Consider the following 18,348-nt stretch of genomic DNA (forward strand, 5'->3'; position numbering starts at 1 on the left):
TTTTTCATCATTAAAAGGTATCATTATTAATTCTTTTATTAAGCCAATTTTTTTAAAAAAGTTCTTTTTATTTTTTATATATTTTTAATAGTTTTTTATAAAAATTTAATGTTTTTTTTAATATTTAATAGTTTTTAAAATTTATTTAATCTTTTTTATTAGAATTATATCATATATTTTATCTGCTCATAATTAAATCAATTATTTTTACTTTTATTATATTTATAAAAAAGTGGAGATTTTACTCTCCACTATCTTTTATAATATTTTTGATTTTTACTTGTTACAATTTCTGGAATAGTTAAACCAAGTTTTCCTTCTTTAATCAAAGGTTCTATATATTTTGAATAAGCATAAGTTGTTGTCTTTACTCCTAGTAATTCAGCTATCTCTTTTCTACTTTTCGGCTCTTTACAAAAGTTTAAAATTTTATCCTCAATAGAATTCGTTCCCTCTTCTCCAATCTCTTTATTATATAATATAACAATAAATTCATTTCTATTTTCTTTAAATACAGGTTCTGGTAATCCCCATTCTTTCATCTCTAATCTTATTGTAGGTATTCCTGAATAACGATTTTCTGTTTTATTTAAACTTTCAGCCATTGTAGCAAGAGTTGGATTTCTTAAATCAGGTCTAATTTTACCTAATTGTTCAACTGTCATTCTTCCATAAAGTCCACCAGGACTATGAATCTCTAATCTATCTTTAAAAAAGTTTATTTGAATAGGAGTTCCTTCAGTATGAACACTATAGTCCCTATGAATAAGAGCATTCAAAATAGCTTCTCTTATGGCATTTAGTGGATATTCACTTTTATCTTTTCTCGCTCCTGTTCCACTATCAATAATAGTTTTAATTTTCATGTTTCTTTTACAAAACATTAAAGCTTCCTCTAACATTTCTGAAATAGTTCCCTCTATCCTTTTATTATCTAAAAATCTTTCATTATTATCTCCTAATTCTCCTATCTCATTCCCTGGAATAACAATAGCAGTTATTCCTAACTGTGGAAAAATTCCTTGAGGATATAAACAAAAATTCATAACAGAAGCTAAAGTAAATTTTCCATTTCTTTTTATTCCTAACATTTCATAGGCTTGTTCATTATCCAACCTTGCAAATTTAGGTTTCTCTACTTTTTTATTTAAGAGATATCTCTCTATTTCTAGCATATCCATATTAGAATTAGTCGCTCTTTCAACTTCCCTTTCATCATCATGAACATGTTTTTTAAAAGCTTCAAAACTGTATATCTCATAATCAGTCATTGGTAAATCAGCATCTCCAACTCTTATATATGAACCTTTTATTTTTCCAGCACCTTTATAATAACAAGGTCTTTGAGTTAATTCAATTCCTGGTACTTCAAAAGAACAAATATTTACTCCTTCAAATTCTGTTGAAGTAAATACTCCTCTTACAGCTGGTTCCATCTGATTACATTGTTCAGTTATACATTTTTGTAAATCTTGTACATCATAAACACCAACTGCTTTAAATTCATTTTTTTCTTCTAATCCAAAAATTATAATTCCTCCATTATCCTGATTAGAAAAACTTGAAAGAGTATCATATAATCTTTTTGGACAACCTTTATTTGCTGTTTTTACCTCTATATTTTGTCCTTCTGCTTTATTTTTATTTATATTTTTAATCAATTTTATTAATTCTTCTACTAACATTTAATATTTCACCTCATTCGTTTTAATATATTTTATCATATTTTTATATTTTTTAATAGTTTTTTATAAAAATTTAATAGTTTTTAAAATTCATTTAATATTTTTATCAAAAACTTCTAATTTTTTTATAAAAACTATAAACAAGGTTACTTTTTAATAAAAAGTTTTATAACTTTAGAATTACTTTTCTGTATTATATTCTTTATATTCATTTTTTAATATATCATTAGAAATTTTATCCAATAATTCTTCAAAAGTTACCCAATTTAAAATTAACTTATCTAAATTCTTTTCAACTATCTCTCTATATTTACTCTTTTTCTCAACTCCTTTTTCATCATTAAAAGGTATTATTCCCAACTCCTTAATTAAATCAAGTTCTCTTAAAAAAGTTCCCTTTATGTTTCCCTTATATTCAAAATATTTACAAGAATAAAACCTTGTATTAAGTCTTAATTCATAGTGTTTCTTATATAATTCTGGAGTTATTAGAGTAACAAATATATTTCCTTTAAAATCTTCTCCAGCAAAGATTAAGGCATTTTCTATTACTCTTTGAAGTTGATTTCTGATAGAACATTTACTTACTCCAACAGATAAATCACTTTTCCATTTAGCCTCACAAAATACAAAATCTTGTTCTTCATTAGTTGCATCTAATTCTATCCCTGATTCTGTATTTCCTCTTCTCTTTATACTCCCTGTAGCCAAATCAAGATAAGTATTTCCTTCATTTTCTCTATGAGTTAATGGTTGTGCTTCTATTCCTATCTTAATAATAATTAGTTTCTTTCCTAGTCAATAATTGATATAGGTCATTCAACTTATTTTCTTTAATATATTGCTCCACTATTTTTAATACTAATAATTGCTCATCTGCTCCCTTTAATTCCTTACTTGCTCTATCCAAAAATTTTCTATTTCCTAATACTTCTATATCCCAATACAATTTTTCACAAATAGAATTAAATTCTTTTTTAACTTCTTCATCAGTTTTTATTATTAAATCAACTTGTGCCATCTAATCACTCCTCTACAATTTGATAATAATATTATACTATTTTATACAGATAAAATAATAATTAATCTTTAATTTTCTATTGTAATATAAAAAGCTCGAAATTTCTCCCGAGCTTTTTTATAAATTATTACTATAACTATTACTTTATTTTAGAATTCATATCTAAATCCTAAATTTCCTTGCCAATTTGTTTGTACCTCTGCACTTCCTGTTCTTTCAAAGTCTACATATAGATTTAGATTTTCTAGTACTCTATAGTTTGCTCCTATTCCATATTCTATCCAACTATCTCCTAAATCTTCTGTTATTGTTTTTCCATTTATTGTTGTATCTAATTCTCCAGCAAATTCTTTTACTCCAGCTACTCTGACATATACATTTCCTTTATCAAAATTATATCCTAAAGCTGTTCCTACTCTTCCTTCTGCTGTATAAATTGTATCTTGCTCTACATTTAATCCTGAACTTGTTCTATAATCTTCTGCTCCTAATCTTCCTAAACTCATTTCTACGCTTGGTTCAATGAAGAATCCTTTTGTTAAGTTAAATCTTCTTCCATATTCTGTACTTAAGCTCATTCCAAATGTATGGTAATCTCCTGATGAATTTATTCCACTTAAACTTGTTACATCATATTTATTTTCTAAACGACTTACTTTAAAGATTACATCTACATAATCTCCATTATTTCCTAACCAAGTTCCATAGATTCCACCACCTACTGCTGTATTATCTCCTGTTACATATGAGTTATGAGAATAATCTGTATCTCCTTGAGTATAGCTTACTAAATATCCTATAAATCCTGTACCATTGTCAGTTGAATATTTTTTATCATATCCTACTTGATATGTTTGATATTTATTTTCATATCCTTTGTTGTATTCACTTTCTCCAGCATAAACTCTAGCCCAAACTCCTTCGTTTCCTGTAGAATTTCTTAATTCTCCCATTCTTTTATTTAAAGAATTCATCTCTTGTTTCCAAGCTATATATGTATTAGTTGATAGTGCTTGTAAACCATCCATTGTAGTTGTTGTTTTATTTTGTTTTATTGTAGAAGTATTTAACTCTCCATTTTCTCCTAAATTTCCTGTGATAGCTCCTTCTGTTAGTCCTTCTTCTACTCTTACAGTTGTATCAATAGATTTTATTCCTTCTCCTGTAATATTTCCTGATAATTTTCCTAAATTTCCATTTATATCATTTGCAATATCATCAGCAGTTATTCCTGTAAAGTTTACATCTAAAGAAGTTCCTTCTGTTGCTTTATCTATATTAAATATTCCAGCATCAAATCCATTATCTGTAACAGAAGTTTTAATATTAACAGTTCCACCATTTCCAACTATTTCATCTATTTGAACTGTATGACCATTTCCACCATTAATATTTATTATTCCATCATTAAAAGTTAATTTATTTACAAAACTATTAGCATCTGTTGTCCATTGAGCTCCATTAGAAAGTCCTAATTGCATTCCTGTAACTTTATCTTTTTCTTCAGGTATATTTTCTATATCTGATGTTTTCATTATATTTCCATTAAAATAAGAGTCTGAATTTGACAAATTAATTATTACATTTGCATCTCTAGTTGTTTGAGAAGTCTTATCATTATAAGAGAATACAATATCTCCATTTAATTTAACTGTATTCTTCTCATCTTTATTTATTATTGTAGTAGCCCCTCCTCTTGTTTCTATAACATTTTCTGCATTTATCTCTAAATTTCCATTTACTTCTACTTTAGCTTGTGAAAAAGCTGCTATTCCTATTGAAGATGCTTCTTTTTCATTTTTCATATTAGAAGTAACATTTATTACTGTATTTTCAGAATTTATAACTAAATGAGCTCGAGTATCTTCTTCTGACTTAGTTGTAGTATTTTGAACCAATATTCCTGTTGAATAATATCCATCACTATGAGTTGTTATTGTTAAATTTTTAGAATTTATTTCTAGATAACTTTTTTTATTTTCACTATTATTTGTTGGTAGTTCATCTCTTACTTTAATCCCCATAGCCCATCCTGTAGTAGCATTTGATGTTATATTTATGTTCTTTGTTTCTTTTCCACCAAGAATTAAAGTTCCCCCATTCTTTTTTCCTTCATTTAATTTAATTGAAGATACATGAACACAAGGAGTCCCTGCTGATTGATTTGTTCCACCTTCTCTACTTATATTTATATTTTCACTTTGAATTTCTACTTTTCCTCCATCAGTAACAGAAATTGCCATATCATTATTTTTATTAATATTTAAATCCTTCTCCGTTATTATTTGAGTATTATTTTCTCCCTCTACAATTATAGAATCCTGTGAAAAAGAAATTGTTCCTGTTATCATAAAAGCAACCATCATTCCTAAAGTTACCTTTACTTTTCTTTTTAACCATCTTTTTAAATTTTTTTCATCAGTATTTCTCATAATTTAACCCTCTCCTTTGTTAAAATTATAAAAACATCAAAATTTAATACTTTTATATTTTGAGTATACTTCAAAAAAAATAAAAAATCAATACTCATTAACTATTTTATTACTTTCTTATATCTTATATTTCTTCCCTCTCTTATTTTTTCTATAAGTCCTAGTTCTAACATTTCCTTTAAATTTTTTATTACTCCACTACTTGTTAATCCTATTAGTGCTTGTAATTCCTCATTTGTTATAGTTCCTTTTTCATCTAATATATCTAATATTTTTCTATAAGTTTTCTTTATTTTAATTCCATTTATTGTATAACTTATCTTTGATAATGTTATTCTATATACTCCACCTAGTGATTCTATTGTAGGTTTTAACTTATATTCTTTGTATTCTCTAAGTATTTTCTCTATCCCTTTACCTGTTCTACTTGTAATTCCTAAATATCTAAAAACTTCCATTATCTCATCATTTCTACAAACTGATATTCCTAGAGTTAATCCTTTAGGAGAAATATTACTTGGTATCTCTCCTAAAGATATTATCTCTATTCTATCATTATATATTTTAACTATAGTATCCACTTTAACTGTATAATCCTTCTAAACAACCTATAACTATACTTTTAGATATTGAAGCTATCAATTTTATATTTGAAAAATATTAAAACTTCCCTAATTCTAAATTTACTCTAGTTGGTAATACAGCAGTACAATTTGAAAAATTAAAATTTAAAGAAATTTCAGATAAATGGTTCAATGAGCATAGTAAAAATTTATCTGATGGAACTTTAAAATCTTATAAATTACTATATGAGAGTTATATAAAAGACCTTGATCCTTTAGTATTCTCAAAAATAAAACTTATTAATTTACAAGAACATATTGATAAAGTTAGAAAAAAATGGAATTATAACAGGTTCAAAAACAGAAGCAGGAAGAGATAGATTCATTCCTATCAATGAAAAAATACTTCCTTTCATAAAGAATAGAATGGAAAATAAAACAGAATATTTCTTAATAACTAATAGATTTAAACCTTATACTTATACAGGTTATAGAAAAATATTTGTAAATACCTTATATCAACTAAAAATTGAAAAACATACTATCCATGATTGTAGACATACTACAGCTACCTTATTATCAAATGCAGGTGCAAACCCTACAGCAATAAAAAATATCTTAGGGCATAGTGACTACAAAATAACTGAAAAAATATATACTCATAAAGATGAGGAAGAATTGTCAAAAGCTATAAATATGATGTAGAAAAAATAGTAAGAAAAGCTAGTAAAATAGCCTTTCTTACTATTTTTATTTTGTTGGCTACGTGTTGTCTTTTTGTCACCTACCACCACAAAAAAAGGGTATTTTTTAGGTATTTTTTTATTTTTATAAAGTAAAAAAGCCCTGTAAATACAAGGCTTTTGATGTTCTTTGTTAAAAGAATTACTTTGTTTCGTAAACAGAAACTTGTTTCTTATCTCTTCCTAATCTTTCGAATTTTACATATCCGTCGATTAATGCAAATAATGTATGGTCTTTACCTTCTCCCATATTTGCACCTGCGTGGAATTGATTTCCTCTTTGTCTAACTATGATGTTTCCAGCTTTAACAGCTTCTCCATCATATTTTTTAACTCCAAGGTATTTAGGATTAGAATCTCTTCCGTTTTTAACAGAACCTTGTCCTTTTTTATGTGCAAATAATTGTATATTTAATGTAAATAACATCTAATTTTCCTCCTTCTCTACAAGCTTTATATTTTTCGGATATTCTTTGGCTAATCCTCTAAGGATTACTACCATGCTTTCTAAAAGAGTATGCACTTCTCTTTCTTTTCCTTTTAAATTCATACCGTCAAGGTCGACACATATGAAACCATCAGAATTTATTTCAAATCTTGGATAAATATCTAACACATCTTGAAATCCAGCAAGAGGCATTTGTAATGCAGTAGATAAAGCTGCACAAACTATATCATATCCATATTCTTCATATTCTGAATGTCCAGTAGCTTGATATTTTACTATGCTACCTTTTTTTCTAATAACTTCAATCTTTGTCATAATTTAATTATGCATTGATTGCTGTAACTTTAATTTCAGTGAAAAGTTGTCTATGACCTTTTTTTCTGTGGTTTCCTGTTTTTGGCTTGTATTTGAAGTTAATAACTTTTGCACCTTTTCCTTGGTTTAAAACTTCCACTAGAACTTTTGCTCCTTCAACTACTGGAGTTCCAACTTTAACGTCATCTCCGTTAGCTACTAATAGAACATCTGTTAATTCTACTGTTTGATTAACTTCAGCATTAAGCTTCTCAACTCTTAAAACATCACCTTCTGCAACTTTGTACTGTTTACCACCAGTTTTTATAACTGCGTACATATAAGCACCTCCAAAAGTATATATTTGTCGCTAGTTTAGGTTGCTGAATACCTTTCCTATGCGTACTTGATTAGTATATCATTTTTTCTTAGAAAAATCAATAGTTTTTTTATTTTATTATATAGTTTTTATTTCTTAATTCCTCTTCAATATAATCCAAATCTTTTTCAGAAGAAGCTCTTATAGTATGAAAATGATTTCCAGAAGTTAAATTTTTTAGTGGTTTAGATGCCCCCTCTTCTATTTTTTTTAAGAATTCTTTTACATCTTTTCTTGATTTTATATTTAATTCAGCTTTTAAATTTCCATAAACCTCATGATTTATAAAGACATCTATAACTTCTCCACCTAAATCTACAATTAAATTTAACTCATCTTCTATATTTTCATCATTATGAGAAACTTCCACAACTCTTTCAAAATATACAGGCTCTTGTAGCAAATATCCTCTTGCTGTAGAAATTATATCATGTCCTTTGGCTCTTAAAAGGGCTATATCTTGAACAATTACTTGTCTACTAACTGAAAAAGTTTCTGAAAAAAAACCACCTGATGTAGGTTTAGAATTTTTCTTTAAAGTTTCTAATATTTTTTCTCTTCTTTCTTCTCCTAACATTTTTCCCTCTTTTAAACTATATTAATATCTTAAATATCTTTCATTTCTCTCTCTTACATAATCATTATTTATTACAAAATTTATTTCTGACAAGAATTTTTCCTTATCTTCTGGAAAATCTCCTTTAAGTCCTAAATAGTTAGAAGCATGATTTGACCTAAATATAACTTTTTTTCCTTCTGGTATATTTATATTTTCTATCATCATTCTTATTTCTTTTAGAATATCTTCACCTTTTGCTTCTCTAAATTCTCCTCTTAGAATTCTATCATAAATCTCTGTTCCATCATGAACTACTAAACATAAAACACTTAAATAATCTGGAATAATTTTATTTACAACTTCTGCTGTTTTTAAAGCATGATTAGTATAATCTCTATCTCCTAAAACTCCAGCTATAACTGTCATAGATAACATAAATCCAGCTTCTTTTGCTTTTAAAGAAGCCTCAACTATTTTTTCAGAAGTTACACCTTTCTTTATCTCTTTTAAAACTTCATTGTCTCCACTTTCTAATCCTATATATACAAGAGAAACTCCTTTTTCTCTAATTGCTTTTAGTTCCTCTGGTGTTTTAAATAATATAGATTTTGGACTAGCATATAAAGATATTCTTTCTCTTTCTGGAAATTTTTCATTTATATAATCTAATATTTCAAGTAATCTTGGTGTAGGAATAATTAAAGCATCTCCATCAGCTAGAAATATTTTTTCTACATATCTAATCTCTTTTCTAAATGTATCTATCTCTTCTTTTATTTGTTCAAATGGTTTTATAGTAAACTTTTTTCCTTTATACATTTTACAAAAAGTACATCTATTATGTGAACATCCTAGAGTAATTTGTAAAATTAAACTATAAGCTTCACTTGGGGGTCTGTACAAAGGATAATCATATATATCATCTATTGTTCTCATTTTTCCTCCTAAATCATTTGCAATATTAGAAAATTATATCATATTTAATTACTTTTTTCAATTTTACTATTAGTATATTTCTATATACTTAGTAAAAATTTTATAATCTTTAGCATTTTCTTTTAATAAATTAAAAACAAGTTTTTTATAATTTTCAATTTGTTCCTCTTCATATGTCCCTGTTTTATAATCTACAATTAAAATTTCCTTTTTCTTTTTATCTATCATTAATCTGTCAATTCTATAAAGTTGTTTATCTTCCTCAGAATAAATAGAATATTCATTATATATAATATCCCATTTTTTAGAAAAAATCTCTTCATTTTCCTCAATAATTCTTTTTATCCTAGAAAACGAAAGTATCTCTTTCTCCAATCTCTCTCTTTCAAATATAGTTCCATATTTAGATATAACTTTTTCTCTTGAAGTTAATATCTCCTCTTCCTCTCCATAATATATATTTTCTAAAAAAGAGTGAATTACATTTCCTATATTTCTTTTTTCCTCTATTTCCAGACTGTATCTATAAATATCCTCTTTAATTTTTTGAGAATTTTTAGAAAGACTTTCTTCTAAATATCTATTTTCACTAAAATCAATTATAATATTTTCATCTTTAGAATTTTTTTCTATATTTTCTTTTTTGCTTTCAAAAGATTTTATAACTCCTTGAATATAAATTTTATTTTCTGAAGTTACATATTCATTTATTACATTAGTTCCAACTCTATCTTTTATAAGTTTATTTACCAAAATTATAAGATTACTTTTTGGACGAGTAAGAGCCACATATAAATTATTTATCTCCTCTTCCTCATCTTTTTTATCTTTAATCTTTTTAAAATCGCTTATATTATCTAATTTTGATAAAATTTCTTCATAAGATGAATCTATAATAAGATACTCTTCTACTCCACTATAATCTTTATTAAATTTCAAATTAAATTTAAAACCTTTATCCACCTTTTTATTTTCATCAGAATAAACATAAATCACAGTGTCAAACTCCAACCCTTTAGATTTATGGATTGTCATCAAATTAACTCCGTTGGTATTTTTAGAAGTTACTTGTTGATATCTATCACTTGAAAAATTATTGTTTACTTCATAAAGAAATTCTTGAGGAGAATCAAATTCTTTAACAATTTCTACAAATTTATAGATATTTTTTATATCGTTTTCTTTTCTATAAATATCAACAATAGATAGAGTTTTTATACACTCTATTATGAAATTATCCAAAGATAAATTTTCATTATAAACTTCATATAAATAAATTATTTTGGCTATTATTTTTTTCTCTTCTGTATATTCATCTAAAGCTAAAATTTTCTCTAAGGTTTCCTTTATATTTTCGTTTGTTTGTAGATTAATATCTATTACTTTTTTTAGAAAATCATCTCCTACAAAAATAATATCATCTCTTAAAAATTCTAATAGATAAAATATATTATTCTTATAAAAATATTTTAAAAGTTTTAATATAGGAACTATACATCTATGCTCAAATATACTTTTTCTAGTTTCTAAAAAATAAGGAATTTTATTTTCATTTAATAAATTAGCTACCTCTATCAAAGTTTTATTTTTTCTAGCTAGTATTCCTACTCCTCTATAATCTCCTTTAAATTCATCATTTAAAGTTTTTAAAACCTCTTCTAAATATAGATTTTTTTCTACATTTTCACCTTTTTTAGATTTTTCACCTATACAGTTTACTATTTTTATTAATCCCTCTTCATCTTTTTTATTGCTATTAATATTTGAAAAATCCCAAGTAACATTTGCTTTTTCTGAAATATTTGTAAAAAATTCATTGGTAAAATTTACTATATTTTTTTCACTTCTAAAAGAAGTTTCTAAAGTTTCAACCTCTCCATTTAAAATATTTGGAAGTTCTGTAAAAAGATTTTTTTCTCCTCCACGCCAACCATAAATACTTTGCTTTTCATCACCAACACAAATTATATTTTCTGCACTGTAGAAAAAACTCTCTAGCATTTTCCATTGACTTATACTTGTATCTTGAAACTCATCTATAAATATAGAAGTACATTTACTATCAATTATCTCCTGCATATATGGAGTGATTTTTCCATCTTCTATAAGGTTAAGATTTTTATCTTCCATATAAATCATCAAATAATCTTTTATATCATCTTGAGTGAATTTCTTTTCTTTTAACTTAAATTCATCATATAGAGAATACATAGTATCTAAAAAACTTAAAACTCTATTTTCATATGGAATTACTTTTTCTGTAAATATTTTTTTAGCTAATTCTCTATCAAATTCTTCTTTTAATTCTACAAGATTTTCTATAATCTCTGTTACTTTTTCATCCTTACTTTTTCTTATTTTGCTACCATTATAAAAATTTTTCCCAAATATCTCTTTCCAATTTTTTTCTATATACTCAAATTTTTCATCACTATTTTCTAATTTTATATAATTTTGATAAATAGTATTTACATAACTTCCAATAGGCTCACTATCTTTATTTTTATAAATCATAAAATTTTTTACTAACTTTTCAGATTCTGACAAGATTTCTACAAATTTATCATTGGAATAATCATATCCCTCTCTCTTTAAAAAGTTTCCCTTTTTTATAAAAATATATTTCCATCTATCTCTTATAATATCTCTCAAAACTTCAATATATTTATTTATATCTCTTTCTACTCTCAAAGCAAAGAAATCTTTAAACTCTTCAAATAACTCTTCATCAGCAGAAATTTTTTCAAAACATTTTTTTAATATCTCTAAATTTTCATTTTCATCTATAATATCATAGGATATTATCCCTTTCATTGGAGCTATAACACTTTTAAAAATAAGAATTTTAAAAGCATCTAAAGTAAAAATCTTTAAATTTTCTTTATTGTATAAAACCTCTTTATAAATTTTTTCAATTTTAGATTTTTTTATTTCAAGATTTGGATATAAATTTAAAATATTCTTTTTTAATTCTACTCCATCTTTAGTTTCAAAAGTTAAATCTCTTAAAAACTCCAATATTCTATCTTCTAATTCTCCAGTTGCTTTATTTGTAAAAGTCATAACTATAATATCTGAAAATTTTTCTCCTTGTAATAGAGAGACCACATATTCTAAAGCAAGTCTATAAGTTTTTCCTGTTCCAGCACTAGCTTTTAAAATTTTTCTAGACATTATATCACATCCCTTCTACATATATTTAAAAAGCCACAATTTCTACATTCAGAAATTTTTTCAGCTCTTAAATAATTTTTTTCCTCTATAAAATTATTTAAGATTTCATTTAATTTTTCCTTTGTAACTAAATTTTCTTCAATCTCTTTCATCTCTTCTTTTATAACATTATAGATTATCTTTTTAGCTACATTAGAATCTCCATAGAGCATAAGAGAATAAATATCAAGTTGCCCATCTGCTGTTCCACCTGTTTTATAATCTATTATATATTTTTCCTCTTGGCAATCTACAACTAAGTCTATTCTTCCTTTCAAAACTATGTCTGGTTTTGTTTTATCATCTTCATTATAATCACTAAAATAAACTCTCCCTTTTTCACTAAAGAAAGTATTTATTTTTTTATCAGAAAATTCTTTTTCTATTTTTTTATAAAAAGTTTTTACTCCATTTTTTATTGTGGGTATCATTATCTTTTGAAAATATAAGTCCATATAAACAGGTATTTTCATAGAATTTTTCTCTAATTCTTGATTTAAAATTTTATCTATTAATCTTTCATCTATAGAAAAATCTCTCTTTTTAATAATATTATAATAAGTTTTATCAACTATCTCTTCAAAAATCTTATGAACTATATTTCCTAAAAGAGCAAAAGAACTTCCAAACTCATCTTCTATATCTTCAGCAATTCCAACTACTTTTTCTAAAAAATATCTATATTGACATTTTTCCAGTTGTAAAGCATCATAAGTTCCAAAAGTCATTTTTCCATCTTCATTTATTAATCTAGAAAAATCTTTTTTCATTTGATAATTGTCACTTATTATATTAAAATCTTTTTCTCTAAAGAAATATTCCTCTATAATATTGTTTATAGTTTCTTTATTCAGTTTATTTTCATCTATTGTTATTCCACACTCTAAAATTATCTCTTCTAAAAATGAAGATTTATCAATTTTACTATCACTATCTTTTTTATAGAAGATTATATTTTTATCAGCATTTAATATTCCCTGTAAAAATCTATATTTTAATATATTTATCTTTTCTTCTTCTGTTATAAATCCCATTTGATTAAGTTGTCTATCTGTAAAAATTTGATGTTTATCTTTTATTTTAGGAATAAAATTATTATTTATATCTATAAAATAAGCCTCTCCTCTAAAATTTAATCTCGATTCTTGAATATCTCTTATTATTCCTTTTATCTCAATAGTTTTTTCTTTATCTACAGATTCTAACTCAATCCCTTCCATATATTTCCCAAGTAAAATATATAGGTATTTTCCAATCTCCTTATTAAAAATCTCCTTAAATCCATTTTTTCCAAATAGAAGTTCACTACTTTTTATATTAAAAATAACTTCATGGAATTTTTCTAAAAAGTCTGTGTATATATTTTCAATTAAATTTTCAAATCCAATCTCTTTAAAATAATTATAAAATTCATCAACTGTTTTAAATTTTTCAATTTTTTCTAAATCTTTTTTTATCTCTTTAAAAATTTTCTCTACTCTAATCTTTTTATCATCTGTAAAAATTTCTGTTTTTTCAAATATGATTTCATCTAAATATTTATACTCTCTATTAAAAATTTGAAAAAAATCTTTTTTTATCTCTCTATCTATTCCATATATTTTAGTAAAAATTTTATTATCTAAAGCTTCTTTTAATATTTCTACTTTTATTCCCTTTCTCTTTTTAGGCTCTATTGAAAAAAGTAAGTCACTTTGTATTTTCAAAAATTTATAAAATTCTGTTTCTTCTAATTTTTTTAATTTTCCTGTATAAAAATATTTTGGTAAAAGTTTAGAAAAATTATTTCCCTCTACATTAGGGGTATATATATAACTTACTTTTTCTTTTTCATCTAAAAGAGCTAGTAAATTCAATATTTCCTCTATATCTTCGCTTATTTGATAAATTTTTATATTCTCTTTATTTAAAAATATATTTTTATTTATTCCAAGTTTATTAAACTTTAATTCTTTTTCATTATATATTTTTGAATCTCCTTGAATTATAATCTCTATTTCAAGATAGTTTTCTATCTTTTCTAAAACTTTTTTTAAGATAGGAGTAAAATATGGAATATCTATAAAAATTATTTTCTTAAATTTTTTTAAAAAATTTTCACTAAAATTATCTAAATTTATTATCCAATCACTTGGAATAAAGTTATTCTTTTCTAAAAATTTATCATATTCTTTTTTCATTTTTTGAAATTTCTCTATTTTATCAATCTGCCAATCTTTTAATAGAGAGATATCTATATTTTGAATAAGATTTATATTTAATTCTTTATAATATTTAAAAAATAAGTCTGCAATATCAATAATATCATAATAATTGTTTATATTAAATTCCTCTTTTAAAGAAGTAGAGATATTCTTATACAAAGTAAGAGGTCTTTTAGCTTCTGTAAGTACTATTTTGTCAGTTGTAAAAATATTTTTTTGAAATTCCTCTAAAGTTAAAAATGTTCCCTCTTTTTCTAATATATTTTTTTCTCTATTTCTTAAATAATAGTTCTTTAAAAAATAATCATTAAAAACTAAAAGAGTTGTTTCTTTATTCTCTATATTTTTTATATAATCTTCTTTAAAATTAATATATTCAAACCTCATACTTCCTCCTATATTAATAAAGCTGGTCTTAAAGACCAGCTTCTATTTATTATTTTTTCTTTTCAATTTCTAATATTATATTTTTATCTGGCAAAAAAGCTTCTCTGTGTTTGCTAGTACCTTCAAATATAACGCCCTCTTTCATTAATATTCTATTACTTATAATTTCCCCACTAACAACACAATTATCTATAAGCTCAATATAATCAGCTTCTAAATGTCCTGTATATTTTCCTTGGACAGTTATCTTTCTAGCTATTATACTTCCATCACAAACACTAGTTTTAGAAAGCACAACCTCTGAATTACAGTAGATTTTTCCTGAAACTTTTCCATCTACTTGAAGATTTCCAGCTATTTTAAAATCTCCCTTTACTTCACTTTCAGATGCAATATTTGTTATCTCTTTTCCTGAAAAATTTGTGTCTGTTGCCTTATCATTTCTACTAAAGACTGCCATTTTACCCCCTTCTCTTTTTCAAAAAGATTGTTATATTTGTCTATACTCCATTCTGTAAAATTCATTGGATTTACTCTTTTTCCTAAATAATGAATTTCATAGTGAAGATGTGGTCCTGTTGACCTTCCCGTACTTCCTACTTCTCCTATTTTTTGCCCTTTTTTCACTATTTCTCCAACTTTTACATCTATTCTACTCATGTGAGCATAATAAGTTTTAAATCCATAACTATGAGCTACAATAACCAAATTTCCAAAACCACCTGAATTATAACCTGCAAATTCTATAATTCCATCAGCTGTAGTAACAATTTTAGTTCCTTTAGTTCCTTTAAAATCTAATCCATAATGGTATAATTTTTTTTCTAACACTGGATGGTCTCTTGTCCCAAATAAACTTGAATAACCTTTAAAAGGGTCTAATGGCTGTCCACTTGGAATAACTTCTAATAAAAATCTTCTTTCTAGCACACTCATTTTAGCTAAATCTAACTTCTCTTTTTCTGTTAATTCCTCTGGAATTCCTATATCTTCTCCCATAAGTTTTTCAATTTCATCTATTTTTGCAGTAATATTTTCTAATTCTACTTCTTTTTCTGTTATTTTTTTATTTGCTTCCTCTAGTTGTACAAGATATTCTTTCTTATTATCTTCTATTTTATCAACTAATTTTTCATTTTCTATTCTATAAAAACTATATAAATTAACTTTATGATTAAGTATTAATACCACAGTTATTAATGCTGCTATACTAAAAGTAAATAATATTCCTATAACTAATAAATATTTTTTTACTATTTTATCAAAAGAATAGCACTTCATCCCTTTTAAATCTGTTATTGTAACATAGTATCTATTTTTCAAGGTAGCCTCCAATTTTTTCTAACAATAAAAAAGCTTAGAAACTTCCTATCCTCCCAGAGGGCTGCCCCCCAAGTACTTTCAGCGTTTACGAGCTTAACTTCTAGGTTCGGTATGTTACTAGGTGTACCCTCGTAGCTATAGTTTCTAAGCATTAAAAATAGTAACATAATTTAGTCCCATTTGTCAATATTTTTTTTATTTTTTTCTAAAACTTTTTTTATATTTTTTTGTATATGTTCATACCCTATATTTTTTATATGAGGTAATATACAGTAAGAACAATCTTTTATGCCATTTTTTGTATATTTAAAATTCCCACCACAATTCTCTCCTAAAGAATACAGAGGACAATAACAAAATAAACAATTAAATTCTTCAGAAAAATTTTTTATTTTATGACAGGGAAAGTATTCACACTCTTTATTTTGAAAAAACTTATAATTTTTTTTATTTTCCATCTTTCTCTTTCCTTAATTATATCTTTTCCACTTTCCTGTAGCTTTTCCATTTTTAAAACGGCCTACAATTCTAGGACTTCCATCAAGATTAAAAAGTTTATAATGTCCATCTTCTATTCCTTTATCATAAAAAATTTCCATATATTTTTTTCCCTCTTCTGTGTAAACAATATATTTCCCATCCAATTTTCCATCTTTCCAATTTTCTATTGTTTTTAATTTTCCATTAGAATAAAAAGAAAGCCACTTTCCATCTGCTCTCCCCTTATGAAAATATTGTCTGTCTTTTCCATCTTTTAAAGTTCCTGTAAAAGGTTTTTTATTTTCTTTATTTAGTAATATGCCATTACTTTCTTCTAATTTTATATTTTGACTAAAAGAAAATGAAAATATTAGAGAAAAAAAACATAGAATTTTTTTCATAGACATTGTTCTCCTAATTTATTTTTTATTACAATTCACTATCTCTTCAGTATTATTATCTTCTTCGACTTTTGTTATATTCATACTTACTTTTTCTTTAACAATAAATTTATCATATAGATGTATAACTAAAAAAGTCAAAACAAGTCCAATAAAAGAATATAAAACACTTACTCCTTCACTTTTTCCTAAGTAGCTTCCTATTCCAAATCCAACAACCATCATAATTACAGGAATTACATATACTAAAAATCCTATCTTCAACATTTTTGAATCTGCTAATTCAAAAGTTACAATATTTCCAACTTTTATCTCTCTTTCCTCAGGATTAAAATCTAACTCTATTTCTCTAGTTAATTTGCTAGCTTCTCCACACCCTGAACAATGAGCACAAGAACTTTCTTTAAACATTTTTACTGTAATTTTTTTACCATTTATTTTTGTTACTTTACCACTACTTTCCATTTTCATGCTCCTATTTTTTGTATTTTCAAAATAATTATATCATATTTTTAACTTTTAACAAAGTCATTCTTTATATTTCTTGAAATTAAAAATTTAATATGATAAAATATTATGAATTTAGTTTAATTTATTAGGTGATTAGATTGAAATTTTTAAAAAATTTTAAAATTGTTTTTATATATATAATTTTTTTATTGATATTTTTGGGGTTTGTAAAATTTTCAAATATATCTCTACAAAATTTTTATACAACATTAATCCCTTATTTTGGTATTTTTTATTATCTTTTAATTATAACTATATTTGCTGATATTTTATTTTGTTTTAATAAAAGTAAAATTAAAAGAACTGTATATAGAATAAGATTAATATTTTTTAATATTTTTCTTCTAACTTTTATATTTTTAATTGTTTTAGGTTATACAAAAGTTACTGCTGAATTAACTCCTTACCATCTTTTATTTATATCATTAAATACTTTTCATTTAGGATATATGTTTACTGAACTTATTTTATATCTTTTTGAAAAATTTGATTTTGTAATTCTTTTGGGAGTGGCATTCAGTATATTACTCTCTTCTTTATTTATTTCAAGTGCTGGAATTATATCTCTTTTTATTAAAAAACGTAAAATTGAATCTCTTCATATTGCAAACTTAGAGAAAAAAAAGGCTGATATTCAAACTCGGATTGATATAAAAGAAGCTCTTATAAATGAAGAGGAAGATGAATATATAAAATATAATCAAGCTCAAGATATGGCAATAAAAGAGCAATTAGAAAGAGCTCGTAAAGAAAATTTTAAAATTTAATAA

19 protein-coding genes and 1 rRNA gene are annotated in these 18,348 nt (G+C 24.8%); 2 read left to right on the top strand and 18 right to left on the bottom strand.

The annotated features are described in order from the left end of the window. Positions 1-251: 251 nt before the first annotated feature. From HF862_RS04685 to HF862_RS04705, 5 genes are all read right to left on the bottom strand, one after another. Positions 252-1,685 (bottom strand): ATP-binding protein, encoded by a 1,434-nt coding sequence (locus tag HF862_RS04685; RefSeq protein ID WP_170186773.1) that lies wholly within the window; start codon positions 1,683-1,685, stop codon positions 252-254. Positions 1,686-1,865: 180 nt separating this feature from the next. Then, positions 1,866-2,396: a hypothetical protein gene (locus HF862_RS04690; protein ID WP_170186774.1), complete on the bottom strand. Its 531-nt coding sequence runs from the start codon at positions 2,394-2,396 to the stop codon at positions 1,866-1,868. Between the two features lie 61 nt (positions 2,397-2,457). Beyond that, positions 2,458-2,706: a hypothetical protein gene (locus HF862_RS04695; RefSeq protein WP_170186775.1), complete on the bottom strand. Its 249-nt coding sequence runs from the start codon at positions 2,704-2,706 to the stop codon at positions 2,458-2,460. Positions 2,707-2,855: 149 nt separating this feature from the next. Next, positions 2,856-5,138 (bottom strand): autotransporter outer membrane beta-barrel domain-containing protein, encoded by a 2,283-nt coding sequence (locus HF862_RS04700; protein ID WP_170186776.1) that lies wholly within the window; start codon positions 5,136-5,138, stop codon positions 2,856-2,858. Between the two features lie 101 nt (positions 5,139-5,239). Continuing rightward, positions 5,240-5,719: an ATP-binding protein gene (locus HF862_RS04705; RefSeq protein WP_170186777.1), complete on the bottom strand. Its 480-nt coding sequence runs from the start codon at positions 5,717-5,719 to the stop codon at positions 5,240-5,242. A 300-nt stretch (positions 5,720-6,019) separates the two neighbouring features. Here HF862_RS04705 and HF862_RS04710 point away from each other — a divergent pair, with 300 nt between their 5' ends. After that, positions 6,020-6,406 (top strand): tyrosine-type recombinase/integrase, encoded by a 387-nt coding sequence (locus HF862_RS04710; RefSeq protein WP_170186778.1) that lies wholly within the window; start codon positions 6,020-6,022, stop codon positions 6,404-6,406. 180 nt (positions 6,407-6,586) lie between these two features. Here HF862_RS04710 and rpmA read toward each other — a convergent pair whose 3' ends face one another. From rpmA to HF862_RS04775, 13 genes are all read right to left on the bottom strand, one after another. Beyond that, entirely contained in the window at positions 6,587-6,871 is a 285-nt protein-coding gene (gene rpmA, locus HF862_RS04715; RefSeq protein ID WP_170186779.1) for a 50S ribosomal protein L27, read from the bottom strand. Beyond that, positions 6,872-7,207, bottom strand: coding sequence for a ribosomal-processing cysteine protease Prp (locus tag HF862_RS04720; protein WP_027129335.1), 336 nt, complete (start codon positions 7,205-7,207; stop codon positions 6,872-6,874). 7 nt (positions 7,208-7,214) lie between these two features. Next, positions 7,215-7,526: a 50S ribosomal protein L21 gene (gene rplU, locus HF862_RS04725; protein ID WP_027129336.1), complete on the bottom strand. Its 312-nt coding sequence runs from the start codon at positions 7,524-7,526 to the stop codon at positions 7,215-7,217. 109 nt (positions 7,527-7,635) lie between these two features. After that, entirely contained in the window at positions 7,636-8,142 is a 507-nt protein-coding gene (locus tag HF862_RS04730; RefSeq protein ID WP_170186780.1) for a transcription repressor NadR, read from the bottom strand. Positions 8,143-8,163: 21 nt separating this feature from the next. Beyond that, positions 8,164-9,051 (bottom strand): radical SAM protein, encoded by an 888-nt coding sequence (locus HF862_RS04735; protein ID WP_170186847.1) that lies wholly within the window; start codon positions 9,049-9,051, stop codon positions 8,164-8,166. A 78-nt stretch (positions 9,052-9,129) separates the two neighbouring features. Next, a complete protein-coding gene (locus HF862_RS04740; protein WP_170186781.1) occupies positions 9,130-12,234 on the bottom strand; it encodes an exodeoxyribonuclease V subunit beta in 3,105 nt (1,034 codons plus the stop codon). After that, on the bottom strand, positions 12,234-14,864 hold the full coding sequence (locus HF862_RS04745) for a PD-(D/E)XK nuclease family protein (protein ID WP_170186782.1): 2,631 nt from the start codon (positions 14,862-14,864) through the stop codon (positions 12,234-12,236). Before HF862_RS04745 ends, HF862_RS04740 begins: the two co-directional genes overlap by 1 nt. A 49-nt stretch (positions 14,865-14,913) precedes the next feature. After that, positions 14,914-15,324, bottom strand: coding sequence for a polymer-forming cytoskeletal protein (locus HF862_RS04750; RefSeq protein WP_170186783.1), 411 nt, complete (start codon positions 15,322-15,324; stop codon positions 14,914-14,916). Then, positions 15,264-16,187 (bottom strand): M23 family metallopeptidase, encoded by a 924-nt coding sequence (locus HF862_RS10130; protein WP_170186784.1) that lies wholly within the window; start codon positions 16,185-16,187, stop codon positions 15,264-15,266. The genes HF862_RS04750 and HF862_RS10130 overlap by 61 nt, the downstream gene beginning before the upstream one ends. Before the next feature lie 32 nt (positions 16,188-16,219). After that, a 5S ribosomal RNA gene (gene rrf, locus HF862_RS04760) occupies positions 16,220-16,336 on the bottom strand. Positions 16,337-16,357: 21 nt separating this feature from the next. Beyond that, positions 16,358-16,645 carry a cysteine-rich small domain-containing protein gene (locus HF862_RS04765; RefSeq protein ID WP_170186785.1) on the bottom strand — a complete coding sequence of 96 codons (288 nt, stop codon included), beginning with the start codon at positions 16,643-16,645 and terminating at the stop codon, positions 16,358-16,360. Between the two features lie 12 nt (positions 16,646-16,657). After that, positions 16,658-17,068, bottom strand: coding sequence for a toxin-antitoxin system YwqK family antitoxin (locus HF862_RS04770; RefSeq protein ID WP_170186786.1), 411 nt, complete (start codon positions 17,066-17,068; stop codon positions 16,658-16,660). An 18-nt stretch (positions 17,069-17,086) separates the two neighbouring features. After that, positions 17,087-17,533, bottom strand: coding sequence for a SoxR reducing system RseC family protein (locus tag HF862_RS04775; protein ID WP_170186787.1), 447 nt, complete (start codon positions 17,531-17,533; stop codon positions 17,087-17,089). A gap of 203 nt (positions 17,534-17,736) precedes the next feature. Here HF862_RS04775 and HF862_RS04780 point away from each other — a divergent pair, with 203 nt between their 5' ends. Beyond that, the gene (locus tag HF862_RS04780; protein ID WP_170186788.1) at positions 17,737-18,345 is read left to right on the top strand and encodes a hypothetical protein; all 609 of its coding nucleotides are present in this window, start codon (positions 17,737-17,739) and stop codon (positions 18,343-18,345) included. The last annotated feature ends 3 nt before the right edge of the window (positions 18,346-18,348 follow it).

It is taken from the genome of Fusobacterium sp. FSA-380-WT-3A (assembly GCF_012843705.1).
Classification (GTDB): domain Bacteria; phylum Fusobacteriota; class Fusobacteriia; order Fusobacteriales; family Fusobacteriaceae; genus Fusobacterium_B.

Coding starts and splice junctions, on each gene's coding strand:
- HF862_RS04695 (WP_170186775.1), bottom strand. CDS start 2,706: ATGGCACAAGTTGATTTAATAATAAAAACTGATGAAGAAGTTAAAAAA.
- HF862_RS04750 (WP_170186783.1), bottom strand. CDS start 15,324: ATGGCAGTCTTTAGTAGAAATGATAAGGCAACAGACACAAATTTTTCA.
- HF862_RS04745 (WP_170186782.1), bottom strand. CDS start 14,864: ATGAGGTTTGAATATATTAATTTTAAAGAAGATTATATAAAAAATATA.
- HF862_RS04775 (WP_170186787.1), bottom strand. CDS start 17,533: ATGGAAAGTAGTGGTAAAGTAACAAAAATAAATGGTAAAAAAATTACA.
- HF862_RS04765 (WP_170186785.1), bottom strand. CDS start 16,645: ATGGAAAATAAAAAAAATTATAAGTTTTTTCAAAATAAAGAGTGTGAA.
- HF862_RS04685 (WP_170186773.1), bottom strand. CDS start 1,685: ATGTTAGTAGAAGAATTAATAAAATTGATTAAAAATATAAATAAAAAT.
- HF862_RS04730 (WP_170186780.1), bottom strand. CDS start 8,142: ATGTTAGGAGAAGAAAGAAGAGAAAAAATATTAGAAACTTTAAAGAAA.
- HF862_RS04720 (WP_027129335.1), bottom strand. CDS start 7,207: ATGACAAAGATTGAAGTTATTAGAAAAAAAGGTAGCATAGTAAAATAT.
- HF862_RS04770 (WP_170186786.1), bottom strand. CDS start 17,068: ATGAAAAAAATTCTATGTTTTTTTTCTCTAATATTTTCATTTTCTTTT.
- HF862_RS04700 (WP_170186776.1), bottom strand. CDS start 5,138: ATGAGAAATACTGATGAAAAAAATTTAAAAAGATGGTTAAAAAGAAAA.
- HF862_RS04740 (WP_170186781.1), bottom strand. CDS start 12,234: ATGTCTAGAAAAATTTTAAAAGCTAGTGCTGGAACAGGAAAAACTTAT.
- rplU (WP_027129336.1), bottom strand. CDS start 7,526: ATGTACGCAGTTATAAAAACTGGTGGTAAACAGTACAAAGTTGCAGAA.
- rpmA (WP_170186779.1), bottom strand. CDS start 6,871: ATGTTATTTACATTAAATATACAATTATTTGCACATAAAAAAGGACAA.